This is a genomic window from Curvibacter sp. Hmag1.1, from assembly GCF_059769165.1.
Genome location: NZ_JBMBGX010000002.1, coordinates 210,898 through 227,913, shown reverse-complemented (window position 1 = coordinate 227,913; position 17,016 = coordinate 210,898). Strand labels below are relative to the sequence as shown.

The 17,016-nt window shown below is 62.2% G+C and carries 19 protein-coding genes; 7 read left to right on the top strand and 12 right to left on the bottom strand.

The features are described 5' to 3' along the window. Positions 1–103: 103 nt before the first annotated feature. From ACOAP0_RS01455 to osmF, 4 genes are read right to left on the bottom strand one after another with little or no spacing between them, the layout of a single operon-like run. Complete coding sequence (locus ACOAP0_RS01455) at positions 104–916, bottom strand: ABC transporter permease (protein WP_498375901.1); 813 nt, start codon at positions 914–916, stop codon at positions 104–106. Beyond that, positions 909–1,847, bottom strand: a complete 939-nt coding sequence (locus ACOAP0_RS01450) for an ABC transporter ATP-binding protein (protein ID WP_313877844.1) — start codon at positions 1,845–1,847, stop codon at positions 909–911. Before ACOAP0_RS01450 ends, ACOAP0_RS01455 begins: the two co-directional genes overlap by 8 nt. Then, positions 1,844–3,013, bottom strand: a complete 1,170-nt coding sequence (locus ACOAP0_RS01445; RefSeq protein WP_498375902.1) for an ABC transporter permease — start codon at positions 3,011–3,013, stop codon at positions 1,844–1,846. The genes ACOAP0_RS01450 and ACOAP0_RS01445 overlap by 4 nt, the downstream gene beginning before the upstream one ends. A gap of 8 nt (positions 3,014–3,021) precedes the next feature. Beyond that, a complete protein-coding gene (osmF, locus tag ACOAP0_RS01440; protein WP_313866745.1) occupies positions 3,022–3,951 on the bottom strand; it encodes a glycine betaine ABC transporter substrate-binding protein OsmF in 930 nt (309 codons plus the stop codon). A 114-nt stretch (positions 3,952–4,065) separates the two neighbouring features. On the opposite strand from osmF, the gene ACOAP0_RS01435 reads away from it, so the two are divergent. Next, a complete protein-coding gene (locus tag ACOAP0_RS01435) occupies positions 4,066–4,347 on the top strand; it encodes a DUF427 domain-containing protein (RefSeq protein WP_087494170.1) in 282 nt (93 codons plus the stop codon). Positions 4,348–4,438: 91 nt separating this feature from the next. Here the strand turns inward: ACOAP0_RS01435 and ACOAP0_RS01430 are convergent, their stop codons facing one another. From ACOAP0_RS01430 to ACOAP0_RS01420, 3 genes are all read right to left on the bottom strand, one after another. After that, positions 4,439–5,362 (bottom strand): pyridoxal-phosphate dependent enzyme, encoded by a 924-nt coding sequence (locus ACOAP0_RS01430; RefSeq protein WP_498375904.1) that lies wholly within the window; start codon positions 5,360–5,362, stop codon positions 4,439–4,441. Positions 5,363–5,372: 10 nt separating this feature from the next. Further along, a complete protein-coding gene (locus ACOAP0_RS01425) occupies positions 5,373–5,864 on the bottom strand; it encodes a cupin domain-containing protein (RefSeq protein ID WP_498375905.1) in 492 nt (163 codons plus the stop codon). Positions 5,865–5,927: 63 nt separating this feature from the next. After that, on the bottom strand, positions 5,928–6,761 hold the full coding sequence (locus ACOAP0_RS01420; RefSeq protein WP_498375906.1) for an AraC family transcriptional regulator: 834 nt from the start codon (positions 6,759–6,761) through the stop codon (positions 5,928–5,930). 77 nt (positions 6,762–6,838) lie between these two features. On the opposite strand from ACOAP0_RS01420, the gene ACOAP0_RS01415 reads away from it, so the two are divergent. Further along, the gene (locus ACOAP0_RS01415; RefSeq protein ID WP_498375907.1) at positions 6,839–8,080 is read left to right on the top strand and encodes an MFS transporter; all 1,242 of its coding nucleotides are present in this window, start codon (positions 6,839–6,841) and stop codon (positions 8,078–8,080) included. A gap of 12 nt (positions 8,081–8,092) precedes the next feature. Here ACOAP0_RS01415 and ACOAP0_RS01410 read toward each other — a convergent pair whose 3' ends face one another. The 4 genes from ACOAP0_RS01410 to ACOAP0_RS01395 form a co-directional block, all read right to left on the bottom strand. Next, the gene (locus ACOAP0_RS01410) at positions 8,093–8,578 is read right to left on the bottom strand and encodes a DUF2059 domain-containing protein (RefSeq protein WP_498375908.1); all 486 of its coding nucleotides are present in this window, start codon (positions 8,576–8,578) and stop codon (positions 8,093–8,095) included. Between the two features lie 82 nt (positions 8,579–8,660). Then, on the bottom strand, positions 8,661–9,404 hold the full coding sequence (locus ACOAP0_RS01405) for a diguanylate cyclase domain-containing protein (RefSeq protein ID WP_498375909.1): 744 nt from the start codon (positions 9,402–9,404) through the stop codon (positions 8,661–8,663). A 61-nt stretch (positions 9,405–9,465) separates the two neighbouring features. Continuing rightward, positions 9,466–10,185, bottom strand: coding sequence for a Crp/Fnr family transcriptional regulator (locus ACOAP0_RS01400; RefSeq protein WP_313866738.1), 720 nt, complete (start codon positions 10,183–10,185; stop codon positions 9,466–9,468). 128 nt (positions 10,186–10,313) lie between these two features. After that, positions 10,314–10,811 (bottom strand): Lrp/AsnC family transcriptional regulator, encoded by a 498-nt coding sequence (locus ACOAP0_RS01395; protein ID WP_498375910.1) that lies wholly within the window; start codon positions 10,809–10,811, stop codon positions 10,314–10,316. A gap of 108 nt (positions 10,812–10,919) precedes the next feature. Between ACOAP0_RS01395 and hppD the strand changes: the two genes are divergently transcribed. The 4 genes from hppD to phhA are packed head-to-tail and all read left to right on the top strand — an operon-like array spanning position 10,920 to position 14,728. Next, complete coding sequence (gene hppD, locus ACOAP0_RS01390; protein WP_498375911.1) at positions 10,920–12,008, top strand: 4-hydroxyphenylpyruvate dioxygenase; 1,089 nt, start codon at positions 10,920–10,922, stop codon at positions 12,006–12,008. 30 nt (positions 12,009–12,038) lie between these two features. Then, positions 12,039–12,584: a VOC family protein gene (locus ACOAP0_RS01385; protein WP_498375912.1), complete on the top strand. Its 546-nt coding sequence runs from the start codon at positions 12,039–12,041 to the stop codon at positions 12,582–12,584. Further along, a complete protein-coding gene (fahA, locus tag ACOAP0_RS01380) occupies positions 12,581–13,861 on the top strand; it encodes a fumarylacetoacetase (RefSeq protein ID WP_498375913.1) in 1,281 nt (426 codons plus the stop codon). Before ACOAP0_RS01385 ends, fahA begins: the two co-directional genes overlap by 4 nt. A 12-nt stretch (positions 13,862–13,873) precedes the next feature. After that, positions 13,874–14,728, top strand: coding sequence for a phenylalanine 4-monooxygenase (gene phhA / locus ACOAP0_RS01375; protein ID WP_498375914.1), 855 nt, complete (start codon positions 13,874–13,876; stop codon positions 14,726–14,728). Between the two features lie 52 nt (positions 14,729–14,780). On the opposite strand, the gene ACOAP0_RS01370 is transcribed toward phhA, so the two are convergent. Then, on the bottom strand, positions 14,781–15,248 hold the full coding sequence (locus ACOAP0_RS01370) for an Lrp/AsnC family transcriptional regulator (protein WP_087494145.1): 468 nt from the start codon (positions 15,246–15,248) through the stop codon (positions 14,781–14,783). A gap of 128 nt (positions 15,249–15,376) precedes the next feature. Here ACOAP0_RS01370 and ACOAP0_RS01365 point away from each other — a divergent pair, with 128 nt between their 5' ends. Next, on the top strand, positions 15,377–16,963 hold the full coding sequence (locus ACOAP0_RS01365) for an aminotransferase class V-fold PLP-dependent enzyme (protein ID WP_498375915.1): 1,587 nt from the start codon (positions 15,377–15,379) through the stop codon (positions 16,961–16,963). The last annotated feature ends 53 nt before the right edge of the window (positions 16,964–17,016 follow it).

The following is a 17,016-nucleotide window of genomic DNA, read 5'->3' as shown; positions in this document are numbered from 1 at the left end:
ACAACCACTGTAGGTACAAGGGCACCTTGGCGCCTTGATACGCCGCAATTTCAGATCAAAGAGTGCTCTTGCGCCCGTGAAATATGCGCGAGCAGCTATCAATTCAGGAGCATTTTGACGCTGGGCCTGCGGTGTCCCACTGCAGTCGCCGTGCCAGCCGATCAAACACTAGGTCCGCCGATATCGCCAGCAGGCCCACCAGAAGTGCGCCTTGCAATACATAGGCCGTATTGAACCCCGAGAGCCCGACGATGATGGGGGAGCCCAGCGTTTTGGCTCCTACTGTGGAGGCAATGGCTGCCGTGCCGATGTTGATGATGACGGACGTGCGCACGCCGGAAAGCCACAAAGGCAGGGCCAGTGGAATCTGCACTTGGGTGAGGATGTGCCGAGGTGACAGCCCCATGGCCCGGGCGGATTCCAGCACCGGGCGTGGCACCGACTCAAGCCCGGCCAGCGTGCCTTGCAACACTGGCAGTAGCCCGAAGAGTGAGAGGGCAATCAGTGCCGGCAACTCGCCGAAGCCCACCGCAGGCACCGCCACCGCCAACACCGCCACGGGCGGAAAGGTTTGCCCCATGGCGGCCAGTGTTTCCATCAAGGGTTTGAAGGCGCGCCCCGTCTCCCGCGTGGTAGCCAACCCGGCGGCTGTGCCCAAGAGAACAGCCAACGCACTGGACAGCAGCACCAGCCCAAGGTGCTGCCACAACAAACCGGCCAAGGGTTCTTGCAGGTACACCGGGCGTGGCAGAGTGGGGAACAGCGCAGCAAAGACGGGTTGTGAATACGGCAGCCCATAGGCCAGCGCCAGCAGCACTGCCAAGGTCCAAGCCAGCCGGTCGGCCCACCAACGGCTTTGGCGCCCTGTTTGGCGGTGTGCGGCCATCACAGCCGGGGTTTTGATTGCTTCAGCCATGCCGGGCTTCCAGCAAGTCGGCAGCCTGCACCTGGCCGAGCAAGGTGCCGTTGACATTGCGCACCCCCAGCACCGACACGCCTAACGCTGCCATCTGCGAAATGGCTTCCCGCACCGTGGCGGTATCGGCGATGGCATGCGTCGGTGTCGCTCCTCGCACGGCTTGTACCAAGGGCGCAATCGGCCGCAGTGAAAGCTGCTTGAGCCCCAAGTCTGCGCGCCCCAGAAAGTCGGCCACAAAGTCGCTGGCGGGTTGTTGCAGCAGCTCCAGCGGTGTGCCCACCTGCGCAATGCGGCCGTGGTTCAGCAGCACGATTCGAGAGGCCAGGAGCAGGGCTTCGTCCATGTCGTGGGTGACCAGCACAATGGTTTTGCCGGTGGCGCGGTGAATGCGCTTGAGCTCCAGTTGTAACGTTGCGCGGGTCACCGGGTCCAGCGCGCCAAAGGGCTCGTCCATCAGCAGAACATCGGGGTCGGCGGCCAGCGCACGCGCCACGCCCACCCGCTGCTGTTGCCCGCCGGAGAGCTGGTGCGGGTAGCGGCTGGCGTATGACTCGGGGGCCATGTCCAGCAGTTGCAGCAGTTCCGTGACCCGGGCTTGCACGCGGGCGGCATCCCAGCCCAGCAGCGTGGGCACGGTGGCGATGTTGCGCGCCACGGTCCAGTGGGGGAACAGACCTACCGACTGGATCGCATAGCCCATGCGGCGGCGCAAGTCCTGCACATTGAAGCTGTAAATTTCTTCACCATTGAGCAGAATGCGGCCGCCATCGTGATCGACCATGCGGTTGATCATCTTGAGGGCGGTGGATTTGCCAGAGCCCGAAGGCCCGAGCAACACCACCAGTTCGCCTTGGGCGATGTGCAGGTTCAGGTCGGTGATAGCGGGTGTGCCGTCATACGACTTGCAGGTGTGGTCAAAGGTGATCATGCGGCGGGCTTCTCCAGCAAGGTGCCAAGCATCTTGAAAAAACTGTCTGCCAGCACCGCCAACAGCACGATAGGAATCACACCCAGCATCACCAGCTCGTTGGCTGCGCTGAACAAGCCATCAAACATGATGCTGCCCAAACCACCTGCCCCAACCAGCGCTGTCACTGCGGCCAGGCCCGTGGTTTGCACGACCGCGGTGCGCAGCCCGATCAGCAGCACCGGCAAGGCCAGCGGTAGCTCGACATGCCACAGCACTTGCCGCGGCGTCATGCCCATGGCGCGCGCTGCGGTGACAGTAGCCTCCGGCACCTGCCCCAGCCCGGCCAACGCTGAGCGCACGATGGGCAGCAGTGCATACAGCAGCAGCGCCAGCACCGCAGGCGCCAGGCCCACCCCGCTAATGCCGAGCCGGCCCAGCGCAGGGGCTTGGGCCGCTAGCCACCCGAGCGGCGCCATCAGCAAGCCGAACAAGGCGATGGAGGGAATGGTTTGAATCACATTGAGCACCGGGAACAAGGTCTCACGCAGCCCCCGCGCGCGGCTCATGCGCCAGGCCAGCGGCACGCCGATGGTCACGGCCGGCGCAATAGCCAACAGCACGATTTGCAGGTGGCGCATGATGGCGGGGCCGAACACATCGCTGTGGTTGGCGTATTCCTTGGCGATGGACAAGTCCTGCCCCGCGCCCAGTGACAGCAACAGGGGCACGAACAAGGCACCTTGCATCACCAAGCGTGGCAGGGTGGCCAGTTGCAAACGGGTGACCGCGTCCAGCGCCGCCAACCAAGCCAGCGCTGCCAGCGTCCAGAAGCCCGCACCCAGCGCGGTACGGGTCAGAGGGTTATCGCCTTGGCTGGCCGTGCTGGCGTGCTGGCCAGCCAGCAGCCACAGGCCGGCCAGGCTCATGGCCATCAGCAGCGCAACGCTGGCCTGGGTGAACCGTTTGTGCGGCCGCGCGATGGCGAGGCACAGCCAAGCCACAAACAGCGCTGCGCCGGCCCAGCTCGTGTGGGTTGTGAGCAAGTCCGTGAGGAAAACCGGCTCGCCAGACAGCAGCCGGTTCGGTGCGACCCGTACAAAGGGCAGGGCCCACGCGGCCCCCAGCGCCAGCGCTACACACAGCGCCAGCACCGGGTTCCAGCGGTGGGCAGGCGCTTCTTCCACTCAGCGGCTTACTTCAAAAAGCCCTTGCTTTGCAGGTAGGCAGTAGCCACCTTGCGAGGGTCTTGGCCTTCCAGTTGAATGCGGGCATTCAGGGTTTGCAGGGTGGGGCCATCCAGCGACTTGAAGATGGGCGCCAGCACGGTGGCAATGGCGGGGTAGCGCTTGAGCACTTCTTCACGCACCAGCGGCGCCGGGGCATAGACCGGCTGCACGCCCTTGGGGTCTTCCATCACTACCAGGCCCAGCGCGGCCACCGGGCCGTCGGTGCCGTAGGCCATGGCAGCGTTCACGCCCGATGTTTTCTCGGCAGCTGCCTTGATGGTGGCAGCGGTGTCGCCACCGGCGAGCACCAATGCCTGGTCCGCACGCAGCTTGAATCCGTAGGCGGCCTGGAAGGCGGGCATGGCGTCAGCACGTTCCATGAACTCGGCGGAGGCGGCCAGCTTGAAGGCACCGCCCTTGGCGATGTACTGGCCCATGTCGTCCAGGGTGCGCAGCTTGTTGGCGGTGGCGATGTCTTTGCGTACCGCAATCGCCCAGGTGTTGTTGGCATTGGCGGGTTCCAGCCAGACGATTTTGTTTTTCTCAAAATCCATCTTCTTGGCCAGCTCGTAGCCAGCGCGCAGGTCTTTCCAGGCTTTGCTGTTTTCGTCGCCCAGCATGAAAGCGCCGTTGCCGGTGTACTCGGGGTAGAGATCAATTTCACCGGCCAGCAGGGCGGTGCGTACCACCTTGGTGTTGCCCAGCGAGACCTTGTTTTCCGTCTTGATGCCGTTGGCCTCCAAGGCCAGCACCACGATGTTGCCCAGCAACTTGCCCTCGGTGTCGATCTTGGAGCCCACCCGCACGGCGTTTTGGGCATGGGTAGACCCTATCGCGAAAAGGCCGGTGGCCAGCACCAGCAGTGTGCGGCGGAGGAGGGGAGTGGACAGTCGCATAAGAGGCCTTTCAAGTAGTGGCACAGGATAAGCGAAACCGATTGCCCCCGTGTGGCGCTCATGGCGGCCGCCTGTGTTGCAATGGCAAGCTCATTAGCCCCACCGGAGACCGCCATGAAAGCCATTTGGAACGGCACCGTGATTGCCCAGAGCGACGACACCGTGCTCGTCGAAGGCAACCACTACTTTCCCGCCAGCAGCCTGAACCGCGACTACGTGCAGTTCAGCAACCACAAAACCAGCTGCGCCTGGAAAGGCCAAGCCAGCTACTACTCGCTGATGGTGAACGGCGAAATGAACATCGACGCCGTCTGGTACTACGCAGACCCCAAGCCCGAAGCCGCCATGGTCCGCGACCGCGTAGCGTTCTGGAAAGGTGTGCAGGTCACTGCCTGAAGATATTCAGAGAAAGTTGGCTGCTAGCGCCCGTGGAATATCCGCGAGCAGCTACTGATTCGATAGCACATGCCTCTGGAGGCCTAAGGAATCAGACCTTCCGCCACTGGCGAATTTGGTCCACCGTGGCCGTGGCGCCGCCGCACACCACGAACAGCACATTGCGGTAGGGCGCCAGTACCGGGTGCGCTTCATAGGCCAGCGCAAGGCTCGCCCCACAGGCAGGCTCGACCAGCACACGGTGGTCATTCAAAAAGCGCTCGCAGGCTTCCAGCGCGCTCGCGTCGGATACCAACACGCTTTGCACCGGGCGCTGCTGCGTGTACTGCATCGCCTGCTCGCACACGCGCTTGGCACCCAGCGAGCTGGCAATGCTGGTGATGGCGTCCAGGGCCACGGTGTGCCCCGCCTGCATGGCGGCATGCAGCGAGGCGGCACCTTCTGTTTCCACCGCGATGATGGGCACGTGCCCCCAGCCATTGCGCGCCATGCCCTCCGCCACGCCTGACAGTAAACCGCCACCGCCTACCGACAACACCACCGCATCGGGCACCACGCCAGCGCGGGCCACTTCATCGATCATGCTGGCGTGGCCCGTCCACAGCAGCGGGTCGTCAAACGGGTGTAAAAACGCATCGTCCGGCCCCACCATGGAGAGCGCCTGTTCATTAGCCTCTTGCCATGACGCGCCATGCACGATCACTTGGGCGTTCTCCAGTCGCAGCAGTTCTTGCGCCCGGGCTGTGGTGGTCTGCGGTACCACCACCGTCACCGGAATGTTCAGCACCCGCCCGGCATAAGCCACGGCCATGCCCGCGTTGCCGCCGGACGACGACACAAAACGCTTGGCCCCGCGCTGCGCATGGATCTGGCAGGCATGGCCAATGCCACGAATCTTGAAGCTGCCGGGCGGCTGCAGCGCCTCCATCTTGAGCCAGACAGTGCGCTGTGCGGCGAGGCCGAGGGCGCGGGATTCGAGGAGCGGGGTTTGCAGGTGGAGCGGGGTAGCGTTCATCGCTGAAATATTACGGCGTTTTTGTGGATGGATATGGCGTTCCATCCTTGTGCATGAATACCCAAGCCCCGTCCCGCATCACGGCTTGCAGGTCGTCGTCGGGGTAGTGGCCTTCGTCACCGGGTGTTCGGTCGCCTACCTCCAGGTACACCACGTCATCCTCTGTCTGGTTCATTAGCTGGTGGCCGTTGCCGCTGCCGGCGACAAAGCCGGCGCACATGCCGGGCGCAAGTGCTGTGGCGCCTTCGTCGGTCAGCAGGGTGGGGTGGCCTTGCAGGATGTAGATGAACTCGTCCTGCTTGGTGTGGTGGTGGCGTAGGGCCGAGATGGCGCCGGGTGCTAGGCGGGTCTGGTTCACGCCGAAGTTGCGCAGCCCGAACACATCGCCTAGCGCGCGCTTTTCGCGCCCCGTCATGCGGGAGGCAAAGGGCTCGGGGTAGTTGGACGGCTTGGTGCGGGGCGCTGCGTCAGCTGCGCGGATGGCGATGGGGGGCTTGGACATGTGTTGGCTCCGGTTGTATATAAAAAGTGACTCTGGCGCTCATGGAATATGCGCAGGCAGCTCCTACTTTGATAGCGACTTGCTCTGGAAATAGCTGGGTGCCTGGCCCATGGCCTGTTTGAACATGGCAGAAAACGCGCTGTCGCTGGCGTAGCCGCTGGCCGCAGCGACCTGGGCAATGGGCATGCCGCGGGCGAGCTGGGGCAGGGCGTGCGCCAGCACCGCCTGGGTGCGCCACTGCTGGTAGCTGGTGCCCAGCTCTTCGCGGAACAGGCGGGCCACCGTGCGCTCGCTGGCGCCCACCTCGGCCACCCATTCGCGCAGCTGGTTTTTCTCGGCCGGGTCGCGCAGCACAGCTTCGCACAGGGCGCGCAGCCGCTTGTCGCCATGCACCGGGTGGGGCATGGGCACGCCAAGGTCCTGAATATCAGCGCGGCGGATTTCGTCCAGCGTGAGGGCCATGAGCGCGTTCTCCCGCTCACCGGCTTGGCTGCCCTGTAGCGCGCCAATCAGCTCACGCAGCAGGGTGCTCACCACCAGCACACGGCAATCGGTCCAGTCCGGCGGCAGAGCCCCGGGGGCGATGTCCACGGTACGCAGTTCGGCGCTCTCCAGCACCACCACGTTGTGTTGCACCTGCGGCGCGATCCACACCGCGCGGCTGGGCGGCACGATGAAGGTGGTTTCGCGCTCGCCCTGCGTCACGGTGACTTGCATCAGGCCGCTGGCGCAGTAGGTGAACTGCGACCACGCGTGTTGGTGCGGCTCGATGTGCGCGTGCATGGCCAGCGCGCGCCCGCGGCTGCGCACCGGTCGATCGCGCGTGGGTGGTCGGCTGGGCGATGCATCGCTGGGGACCGGTTGCAAGGCGTGGGGTGTGCGGTGGGGACGTCTCATGGCGGCTTGGCGGGTTTTCGATGATTATTGTCTTTTTGTCGCATTCCAGAAAACCCGTACGGTCGTACGATGGCTGCATGACCACCACCACCCTCCAAGCCCCAGCCGCTGTCGCAGCGCCTTTCAAACAAGATGCCACCGTGATCGGTCTGGTCGGCCTGGCCCATGCCAGCTCGCACTTCGGGCACTTGTTGTTGCCGTTGCTTTTTCCGGTATTCATGCAGGAGTTCGGCCTGAGCTATTCGCAGCTGGGCTTGCTGATGACGGTGTTTTTTGTGGTGTCCGGTGTGGGGCAGGCTTGTGCCGGCTTTGTGGTGGACCGGCTGGGTGCGCGGCCTTTGCTCTTTGTGGCGCTGGCCCTGTTTGCTGCCGCCTGCGTGGCGGCTTCCATGGTGACCGGCTATGCAGGCCTGTTCGCCGTGGCGGCTCTGGCCGGCCTGGGCAATGCCACCTTCCACCCTGTGGACTTCACCATCCTGAACCAGCGGGTGTCGGCCCCGCGTTTGGGCTATGCCTTCAGTGCCCATGGTTTGACCGGCAATCTGGGTTGGGCCCTGGCCCCGGTGTTTTTTGCGGGCTTGGGCGCACTCATTGGCTGGCGGCAGGCGTATCTGGCGGCAGCGGTGATGTACGTTGGAGTGATTGCCCTGTTGTTTGTTCAGCGTGCGCATTTGCACACTACGGTCGCCCGCAAGCCGGAGCAGGTGGCCGGTGCGGCTAAAGCCGAGCACGACATGGCCTTTATGAAACTGCCGGTGGTGTGGTGGTGCTTCGGTTTCTTTTTGCTCTCCACCATGACCCTGGCCGTGGTGCAGAGCTATGCGGTGTCCATCCTCAAAGCCATGCACGGGGTGAGTTTTGAGGCGGCCACGCTCACCATTTCGTCTTACATGCTGTGCGGCGCGGTGGGCATGTTCATTGGCGGGTTTGTGGCGGCCAAGTCGCGCCACTCTGACCGTGTGGTGGCGCTGGCCATGGCGGCTGGTGCGGTGCTGCTGGCACTGTGCGGCACCGGCCTGTTGGGGGCGACCGGCACCATGGTGGTGTTGGCCATTACCGGTTTTGCAGTGGGCATAGGCGGCCCCTCGCGCGACATGATGATCAAGAAGGCCACGCCCAAGGGCGCAACCGGCCGGGTCTACGGCTTGGTGTACTCGGGGCTAGACACAGGCTTTGCCATTTCTCCGCTGGTGTTCGGCATGTTCATGGACCGGGGCTGGTATGGCTCCACGCTGCTGGGCGCGGCACTGGTGTTGTTGCTGAGTGTGGGCGCGGCACTGGGCGTGGGCAAGCGCACGGGAGCGACTGCGTCGGCATAAGCCCTTGGCTGTTCAGCGGAACTGGCTGCAGGCTGCATCCAGTCCCGCCGTGTTCATGCCGACATTGAGCGCCCGCGCTCTGGCGCGACTACAAGCATCCAGAAAAATGGGCATCAAGTTGCGCGGTTCTTTCATTGACTGGCTCACGACGCGGAATTTCTTGCCGACAGGTGAGTTGGTGAACTCCAAGGCTTGCTGTAGTTCTTCGCGCGTCATATCGCGAGCCCATACCTCGGCAATCGCTTTGATGAAGTTTTCGCGATTGAAGGCGTTTTTCATTTCCTCAATGAAAATTTCCAGCGACCGGTCAGATTTGCCACTGCTGGCAGCATTGCGTTGGAGATTGTCGAAGGCGCCGTCCAGTACAGGTTTGAGACTCTTGAAGGAGTCATCCATCGATGTCTCCGCCAATTGGTAGGCCAGCTCGCGCGTGGTCTGTGCGGCCACAGGGCCAATGGCGGTAACGGTGAAAGCAATAGCCAGAATCCAATGGCGCATGGTACGAATTAAAGGTGGCGGGCGCTCCAGTGTAGGCCATGCATGGCAGGTCAACGGGCCTGACCTGAAGGGTGGAATCCACTCAAGCACAGGGTCCGCGAAGCTCGGCAAAGGCATAACCGGAGTTTGACCGCTTGGCCACGTACATTGCCTCGTCCGCCATGGCAAGTAAGTTGAGACTTTTTTTATGGTTCGGATGTGATACCGCAATACCAATGCTGATATGTACGTCAACCATTACTCCGTTCAAATTGCATGGCGTTGCAATGGAGGCAAGCAACTTGCGCGCAAGACGCGCGAGCTGCGACTTGTCCGACACACCAGGAAGCAGGCAAGCGAATTCGTCACCACCCAAGCGGCAGACCATGTCGTCCTTGCGCATGGCGCGGTGAAGACGGGTGGCCACAACTCTCAACAATGCGTCGCCTGCCGCGTGTCCGTAACGGTCGTTCACTTCTTTGAAGTGGTCAACATCCATAAAAAAGACTGCTAGTCGGTCGTCTTTGAGGCTCTGCTGCTTTATTCCGTCCTCCAGGCACGCTGCGAAGTGAGCGCGGTTGGGAAGTCCTGTGAGCTCGTCATGTCGAGCGGAATGTCGGATAACAGCCTCCTCTTCACGCAGACTGGCGATTTCTCTCTTTAGTGACTCGAGCTCTGCCCGCAGTCTGTCTGTCTCACCAGCCAGACGCTGGCCCTCCAGCATGGTGGGGCAGTGCGCAAACAGGAAATCGCTGCAGGTTTTGGTCACCGGTTTTTCGTCATGAATCAACGCAAGGTTTATACGTATCGCCATACGAGCCCTTTGATTCAAAGTAAAGTTGCCCACGCTTGGCCTGATGCTGTGTTTGTAAGCGCGATCTACTATCTCCGTCTGTACTTCAGCGCACTTAGCTGGCTATGGAGTGGGGGAGCAAGCGTTCGTACTCCTTTTTCACGACGTCATAGCATTCGCAGGTGCGTTGTTCCAGTCCGGGTCGGTTGAGCACACTGATATGGCCGCGTGCATAGCTGATTAACCCTGCCCGTTGAAGCTTGAGTGCTGCATCGGTGACTCCCTCACGCCGGACGCCAAGCATGTTGGCGATCAGTTCCTGCGTCATGACCAGTTCGCTGCCACTCAAGCGATCCAGGCTCAAAAGCAGCCAACGGCAGAGCTGTTGATCCAAGCTGTGGTGGCGGTTGCACACGGCTGTTTGGGACATTTGGGTTATCAACGCTTGGGTGTAGCGCAGCATCAGGTGCATCACAGGCCCAGACCGGTCAAATTCAGACTTCATGAACTCCGAACTCACTTGAAAGCCTTTGCCCGCGCTTTGCACCACTGCGCGACTAGGGGTGGAGCCGCCACCCATGAAGAGGGATATTCCCACAATACCCTCTTTGCCCACTACAGCAATTTCCGCAGACGCACCGTCTCCGAGCACATACAAAAGTGAGACGATGGCATTTGTGGGGAAATAGACCTGCTGCTGAATCACGCCAGACTCGTACAAGACTTTGCCCAGTGGCAGATCTATCAGCGTCAAGCAGGGTTGCCATCGTTTCCACTCCTGCTCGGGTAGGGAGGCTAGTAGCCCGTTCTCGCGCGGATCTAGTTCTGTCTTCATGGGGTTCCCTGAGTGAAAGGCCAGCCGCTTATGTGTTGTGACTTCGTCCTCTCAGTGTGTGGATGAGGGCACACGGCAGTCTGTGCGCTATCGCACATAGTGGACCGCCATGTCCAGCGGGCACGGACTTATCGCCCCAAGTGCCCCAGCGGCAATTCGGTGCTGCTCTTGATGCAGTTGAGCACGATGTTGGACCGTATGCTGCCCACACCCTGAATGCGGGTGATGCGGCGCAATACCTGCTCGGACAACACACTCAAATCTGCACAGACGATGTGCAGGATGTAGTCCGATTCTCCGGCCACCGAATAGCACTCCAGCACTTCGGGGATGGAGCCGATTTCGGTCTCGAATGCGGCGCCCTCATCACCCCCGTGGCGGGTCAGCGTGACATAGCTCATGGCACGCACGCCCAGGCCCAGTGCTTGGGGCTCCAGCAGGGCGACATAGCGCCGCACAAAGCCACCAGCCTGCAGGCGCTGCACCCGCCGGCTCACCTGTGAGGCCGACAGATGCACCTGCTCACCGATCTGTTGGTGGGTGGCATAGGCATCACGCTGCAGTGCAGCAAGAAGACTGATGTCATAGCTATCAAGCAGTGAATCTTCGGTATTTTTCAAATTCATGCATAAATTATGCATAAGGCGAGTGTTCGGTGCCAAACTTGCATACCCATTGCAGCGCCATGTGCCCACAATCAAGCTTTTCAAAACACGCTTTCGAGGAGCCTTGCCATGCGCACCACCACTACCGATTTGTTTGAGAACCCCATGGGCCTGATGGGTTTCGAGTTTGTGGAGTTTGCGTCGCCCATCGCGGGCGTGATCGAGCCCGTGTTTGAGCGCATGGGCTTCACGCTGGTGGCCAAGCACCGTTCCAAAGATGTGGTGTTGTACCGCCAGGGCGATATCAATTTCATCGTCAACCGCGAACCCAAGAGCGTGGCCGGCTATTTCGCCGCTGAGCACGGCCCCAGCGCCTGCGGCATGGCGTTCCGCGTGAAAGACTCCCACCACGCCTACAAGCGCGCGCTAGAACTGGGTGCCCAGCCTGTAGAGCTGCGCCCCGGCCCCATGGAGCTGAACCTGCCCGCCGTCAAAGGCATTGGCGGCGCGCCGCTGTATTTGATTGACCGTTATGAAGACGGCAAGTCGATTTACGACATCGACTTTGAATTCATCGAGGGTGTGGACCGCCACCCTGTGGGCCATGGCTTGAAGCTCATCGACCACTTGACCCACAACGTCTACCGTGGCCGCATGGCCTTTTGGGCCGACTTTTACGAGCGCTTGTTCAACTTCCGCGAAATCCGTTACTTCGACATCAAGGGCGAGTACACCGGTTTGACCTCAAAGGCCATGACCGCGCCGGACGGCAAGATCCGCATCCCCTTGAACGAAGAGTCCCGCCAGGGCGGAGGCCAGATCGAGGAATACCTGATGCAATTCAACGGCGAGGGCATTCAGCACATTGCCCTGATTTGTGACGACCTGGTGAGCACCGTGGACAAGCTGGCCATGGCGGGTGTGCCCTTGATGACCGCGCCCAACGACGTGTACTACGAAATGCTGGAAGGCCGACTGCCCGGGCACGGCCAGCCCGTGGCGGAGTTACAGAGCCGCGGCATCTTGCTGGATGGCAGCACAGAAGGCGGCCAGCCGCGCCTGCTGCTGCAAATCTTTTCGCAAACCCAGCTCGGCCCGGTTTTTTTTGAGTTCATCCAGCGCCGGGGCGATGAGGGCTTTGGTGAGGGTAACTTCAAGGCTCTGTTCGAATCGCTGGAGCGCGACCAGATGCGCCGTGGCGCACTCGAAGTGGCATAAGTTCGACAGCACGCGACCCGAGGAGACACCATGAAAATAGAACGCATCCACCACGTGGCCTACCGCTGCAAAGACGCCAAAGAAACCGTGCTCTGGTACCAGAAGATGCTGCACATGGACTTTGTGCTGGCCATTGCCGAAGACCTGGTGCCCAGTACCAAAGCGCCTGACCCGTACATGCACGTCTTTTTGGATGCAGGGCAGGGCAACGTACTGGCCTTCTTTGAGTTGCCCACCCAGCCGCCCATGGGGCGCGACCCCAACACGCCTGCTTGGGTGCAGCACATCGCCTTCAAGGTGAAAGACCGGGCGGAGCTGCTGGAGTTCAAAGCGCACCTCGAAGCGCAAGGTGTGGACGTGTTGGGCGTAACCGACCACGGCATGTTCCATAGCATTTACTTCTTTGACCCCAACGGCCACCGGCTGGAGTTGTCGTGCCCGGACCCCGACGAACAGGCCAAGCTGGCGCAAATGGATCAGGTGAAATGGGCCATGCTCGAAGAATGGAGCGTGACCAAGCGCGCGCCCAAACACGCCGCCTTTTTGCACGCCAACGAATTCGGAACGAAAGCATGAGCACAGTGCCCAACATCTTGGATGCCACCCACGCGCCCGACACGCAAAGCTGGGTCGAGTCCGCCAACGCGCCGGACACCGACTTCCCGATCCAGAACCTGCCCTTTGGCCGCTTCCGCCACAACGTGTTGGAGCCCTGGCACATCGGCGTGGCCATTGGCGACCGCGTGTTGGACTTGCACGCCACCGGCCTGATTGACCACAACGACATGCACCGTCTGATGGCCGCACCTGTGGCCCAGCGCCGCGCTTTGCGGCTGGCGATTTGGGAAGGTTTGCGCGAGGGCTCCGCCCTGCAAAAAGTCTGGGCCGATGCGTTGTTGCGCCAGACCGAAGTGGAGCTGGGCCTGCCCTGCGAAGTGGGGGACTACACCGACTTCTACACCGGCATCCACCACGCCACCACGGTGGGCAAGCTGTTCCGCCCGGACAACCCGCTGCTGCCCAACTACAAGTGGGTACCCATCGGCTACCACGGCCGGGCCAGCAGCATAGGCGCCAGTGGCCAGCAGTTTCACAGGCCTAAGGGGCAAACGCTCAAGCCGGGTGCCATGGTGCCGGATTTCGGGCCCAGTGCGCGGATCGACTATGAGCTCGAACTCGGTGCCTGGGTAGCAAGTGGCAATCGCATGGGCGAGCCTGTGGCGCTTGCCGACGCGGAAGATGCCATCTTCGGACTCACGCTGCTCAACGACTGGAGCGCACGCGATGTGCAGGCCTGGGAATACCAACCCCTGGGTCCGTTTTTGGCGAAAAACTTTGCCACCACGGTGTCCCCCTGGTTGGTGACCATGGAGGCACTGGCCCCGTTTCGCGCGCCCTTTGTGCGCGACGCCGCCGACCCGCAGCCCTTGCCTTACTTAGCCAGTGAGGCCAACCGTACGCGGGGTGCGCTGGATGTGCAGCTCGAAGTCTGGCTGCAAACGCCCGCCATGCGCGCTGCAGGCGATGGCGGCGTGCGCCTGTCGCGGTCCAACATGCGGGACGCGTACTGGACGCTGGCGCAGCTGGTCGCCCACCACACGGTCAACGGTTGCAACCTGCGCGCGGGTGACCTGCTGGGCACCGGCACCTTGTCCGGCCCGGCGCCGGAGCAGGGCGGCTCGCTGCTGGAGCTGACCCAGGGCGGCAAGCAGCCCATCACCTTGGCCAACGGCGAAGTGCGCACCTTCCTCCAGGATGGCGACACCATCATTCTGCGGGGTGCTTGCACAGCAGCGGGCGCGCGCCGCATCGGCTTTGGCGATTGCCGGGGCACGGTGCTGGCCGCACGTTGAGGGAGTGGCGCGGTGGACGACTACACCATCCCCCAGCACTGGGCGCACTACAGCGCCGCAGACCACGCTGTCTGGAAGACGCTGTTTGAGCGCCAAACCGCCCTGCTACCGCAACTGGCCTGCCGCGAGTTTGTGGAAGGCATGCACGCCTTGCCCTTGAGTGCAGACGCCATCCCCGACTTCGCCGCCCTGAACGATGTGTTAATGCCCCGCACCGGCTGGCAGTTAGTAGCCGTGCCGGGCCTGGTGCCGGATGAGGTGTTTTTTAATCACTTGGCCAACCGGCGCTTCCCCAGTGGCAACTTCATTCGCGGTGCGGACCAGCTGGACTACCTGCAAGAGCCCGACGTGTTTCACGACGTGTTCGGCCATGTTCCCATGCTGATGCACCCGGTGATGGCGGACTTCATCCAGCTCTATGGCCAGGCCGGCCTGCGCGCCCAGCGCATCGGCAAACTGACCGAGTTGGCACGGGTGTACTGGTACACGGTGGAGTTCGGTTTGGTCAAAGAACAGGTGCAGGGCGCAAGCGGCGCTGAGGAGGCTCTACGCATCTACGGCGCAGGCATTGCCTCGTCATTCACCGAGAGTGGCTTTGCGGTGCACAGCGCATCGCCCCACCGCATCGGCTTTGACTTGGAGCGGGTCATGCGCACCCGCTATCGGATTGACGATTTTCAGGAGTGCTACTTCGTGCTCGACAGCCTGAGCGACCTTCTGGAACTGGCCCGCATCGACTTTGACCCGGTCTACGAACGGCTGAACAGCGGGCCCTCGTTTGCGCCGGGGGATGTGTTGCCTTCAGACCGGGTGTTCCAACATGGGGATGGCAGCTACGCACGCAGTCGCGTTCCGCAACTGGCCTAGCTATTTGAACCCAATGCGCCCCTGGCGCCCGTGCAATATGCGCGAGGCGCTATCACAATGGTAGCGCTGTGGTGCTTTTGATCTGCTCCATCGAGAAGGCGGAAGACACACCCGCCAGCTGGGCCAGCTGGATCAGGCGTTTGTAGAAACGGTCGTAGCCCGCGATGTCGGCGGCCACGACCTTGAGCAGGTAGTCCACATCGCCGCTCATGCGGTGGAATTCCATCACTTCCGGCATGCCGGCCACGGCGGCGGCGAATTCGCGCAGCCACGCTTCGTCGTGCCGGTTGGTGCGCAGGCTCACGAACACAGTCACTGGCAGGCCGGCCTGTTCGCGATTGACGATGGCAACGCGCTTTTCGATCAGGCCCGACTCTTCCATGCTCTTCACCCGCTTCCAGCATGGAGTGGTGGACAGGCCCACCTTTTCACTGAGTTGGGCGACTGACAAGCTGCCGTCCTGTTGCAGCTCGCTCAGGATGGCGCGATCGGTTCGGTCCAGTTCTTTATAGGCTGCCATTGCTGTGTTCGTCTATTTAATGGAATGAATATTCTATGTTCTGACTAAATGCAGTAGGAAATGGAATGTTCGTTTGTGGCGAGGTGCCTACCATCGAGTGCTTCATTGCCACCTTTTTTGAGCCTGCCATGCACGCACCTGCCCACGAGATTTACCTGGACTGCAATGCCACCACCCCCGTGCTGCCAGCCGCTGCGGATGCGGCCCTGCGCATGCTCATGGGCCAGTTCGGCAACCCCAGCAGTAGCCACAGCACAGGTTTGCGCGCCAAGGCTTTGCTGGACGGCGTACGCGCCCGAGCCGCACGGGTGCTGGGCACGGGCAACGGGCAACTGCTGTTTGTGAGCGGCGCGACGGAAGGCATTCAAACCGCGGTGCTGTCCGCCCTGTGTGAGGTGCGGGCCCGACGCGATGCAGGCGAAGCGGTGGATGGGCCTATTCTGCTGGGCGCGACCGAACACAAGGCCGTGCCCCAAGCCGTGGCGCATTGGAACCGCCTGCTAGGGCTAAACCTGCCGGTGCTGACCGTGCCAGTCAACACGCAGGGCTTGCACGATCTTGCATATCTGCAACAGCACCTGCCGGGCGCGACCCTGCTGTGCACCATGGCGGCCAATAACGAAACGGGCGTGGTGTCGGACATCGCTGGCATTGAGGCCGTGTTGCAGACCAGCGCATCCCGCGCGCTGTGGCTGGTGGACTGTGTGCAGGCGCTGGGCAAGCTTAATTTGAACCTGGCGGCCACCCGCATTGACTACGCGCCGTTCTCCGGCCACAAGCTGTATGCGCCCAAGGGCATAGGCATGCTGTATGTGCGCGCTGGCAGCCCTTACACGGCGCTCATGGCCGGTGGCGGCCAAGAAGGCGGCAGCCGCGCCGGCACTGAAAACATGCCTGGCATTGCCGCGCTGGGTGCTGTGCTGGAAGTGCTGGAGCAGGGCGGGGAAGGGGTCTTCCGCTCCCACGAACAACTGGCCCGCGACCGGGCCCGCCTGGCGGATGCATTGCAAGCCGCCTTTCCTAACGTGGTGTTCAACATGCCCTTCGATGGCAGCTTGCCCACCACACTCAACTTTTCCGTTCCGGGCCTGTCCAGCAAGACCCTGCTCAACGTGTTTGATGCTGCAGGCATGCGCATCAGCGCGGGCAGCGCCTGCAGCGCGGCTAAGGCCGAGCCCAGCTATGTGTTGCAGGCCATGGGCTTGACTGAGTGGCAGACCCTGGGCGCGGTGCGCTTGTCCATAGGCGCGATCGTGGATGACGCTTTCATTGAAGAAACCTGCGCCCGCATCGCCCGCTGTGGTCAGGTATTGCGCGCCACGCCAGCGCAAGAGGTCGCGCAGATGAACTCTCCCGTTGGCCACAGCCTGACCGACGAAGCCGGTGAAGACGGCGCGCTGTCTTGCGAGGCGCTGTCGGCCTTTTTGCAGTTGTACCCGGATGCCCGGCTGGTCGATGTGCGTGATGTGGCAGAACATGAGGCCGGTCGCCATTTGCTGCCCGCATCGCTGTCGGCGAAAACTGCCACGCTCAACATGCCGCTCGAAACCCTGCGCCAGACCATGCCTGCAGAGATGTCTCAGGCCCTGGGGCCTTTGGTGATGTTCTGCCGCAGTGGTGCACGCAGCCGGCAGGCGGCGGCCTTGCTGCGGGAGCGTGGGCACACCCAAGTGTGGCATCTGGAAGGCGGCTTGGCGCTGGCCGAAATGGCATGAGAAAACCGGGGTAGGGCATGCGGGAAGCGCATGCCTTGGCGCGGCACAATGGC

Bases quoted from the DNA above. Each gene is read 5' to 3' on its own strand.
- ACOAP0_RS01455 (WP_498375901.1), bottom strand. From the start codon at position 916: ATGGCTGAAGCAATCAAAACCCCGGCTGTGATGGCCGCACACCGCCAA.
- ACOAP0_RS01450 (WP_313877844.1), bottom strand. From the start codon at position 1,847: ATGATCACCTTTGACCACACCTGCAAGTCGTATGACGGCACACCCGCT.
- osmF (WP_313866745.1), bottom strand. From the start codon at position 3,951: ATGCGACTGTCCACTCCCCTCCTCCGCCGCACACTGCTGGTGCTGGCC.
- ACOAP0_RS01435 (WP_087494170.1), top strand. From the start codon at position 4,066: ATGAAAGCCATTTGGAACGGCACCGTGATTGCCCAGAGCGACGACACC.
- ACOAP0_RS01430 (WP_498375904.1), bottom strand. From the start codon at position 5,362: ATGAACGCTACCCCGCTCCACCTGCAAACCCCGCTCCTCGAATCCCGC.
- ACOAP0_RS01425 (WP_498375905.1), bottom strand. From the start codon at position 5,864: ATGTCCAAGCCCCCCATCGCCATCCGCGCAGCTGACGCAGCGCCCCGC.
- ACOAP0_RS01420 (WP_498375906.1), bottom strand. From the start codon at position 6,761: ATGAGACGTCCCCACCGCACACCCCACGCCTTGCAACCGGTCCCCAGC.
- ACOAP0_RS01415 (WP_498375907.1), top strand. From the start codon at position 6,839: ATGACCACCACCACCCTCCAAGCCCCAGCCGCTGTCGCAGCGCCTTTC.
- ACOAP0_RS01410 (WP_498375908.1), bottom strand. From the start codon at position 8,578: ATGCGCCATTGGATTCTGGCTATTGCTTTCACCGTTACCGCCATTGGC.
- ACOAP0_RS01400 (WP_313866738.1), bottom strand. From the start codon at position 10,185: ATGAAGACAGAACTAGATCCGCGCGAGAACGGGCTACTAGCCTCCCTA.
- ACOAP0_RS01395 (WP_498375910.1), bottom strand. From the start codon at position 10,811: ATGAATTTGAAAAATACCGAAGATTCACTGCTTGATAGCTATGACATC.
- hppD (WP_498375911.1), top strand. From the start codon at position 10,920: ATGCGCACCACCACTACCGATTTGTTTGAGAACCCCATGGGCCTGATG.
- ACOAP0_RS01385 (WP_498375912.1), top strand. From the start codon at position 12,039: ATGAAAATAGAACGCATCCACCACGTGGCCTACCGCTGCAAAGACGCC.
- fahA (WP_498375913.1), top strand. From the start codon at position 12,581: ATGAGCACAGTGCCCAACATCTTGGATGCCACCCACGCGCCCGACACG.
- ACOAP0_RS01370 (WP_087494145.1), bottom strand. From the start codon at position 15,248: ATGGCAGCCTATAAAGAACTGGACCGAACCGATCGCGCCATCCTGAGC.
- ACOAP0_RS01365 (WP_498375915.1), top strand. From the start codon at position 15,377: ATGCACGCACCTGCCCACGAGATTTACCTGGACTGCAATGCCACCACC.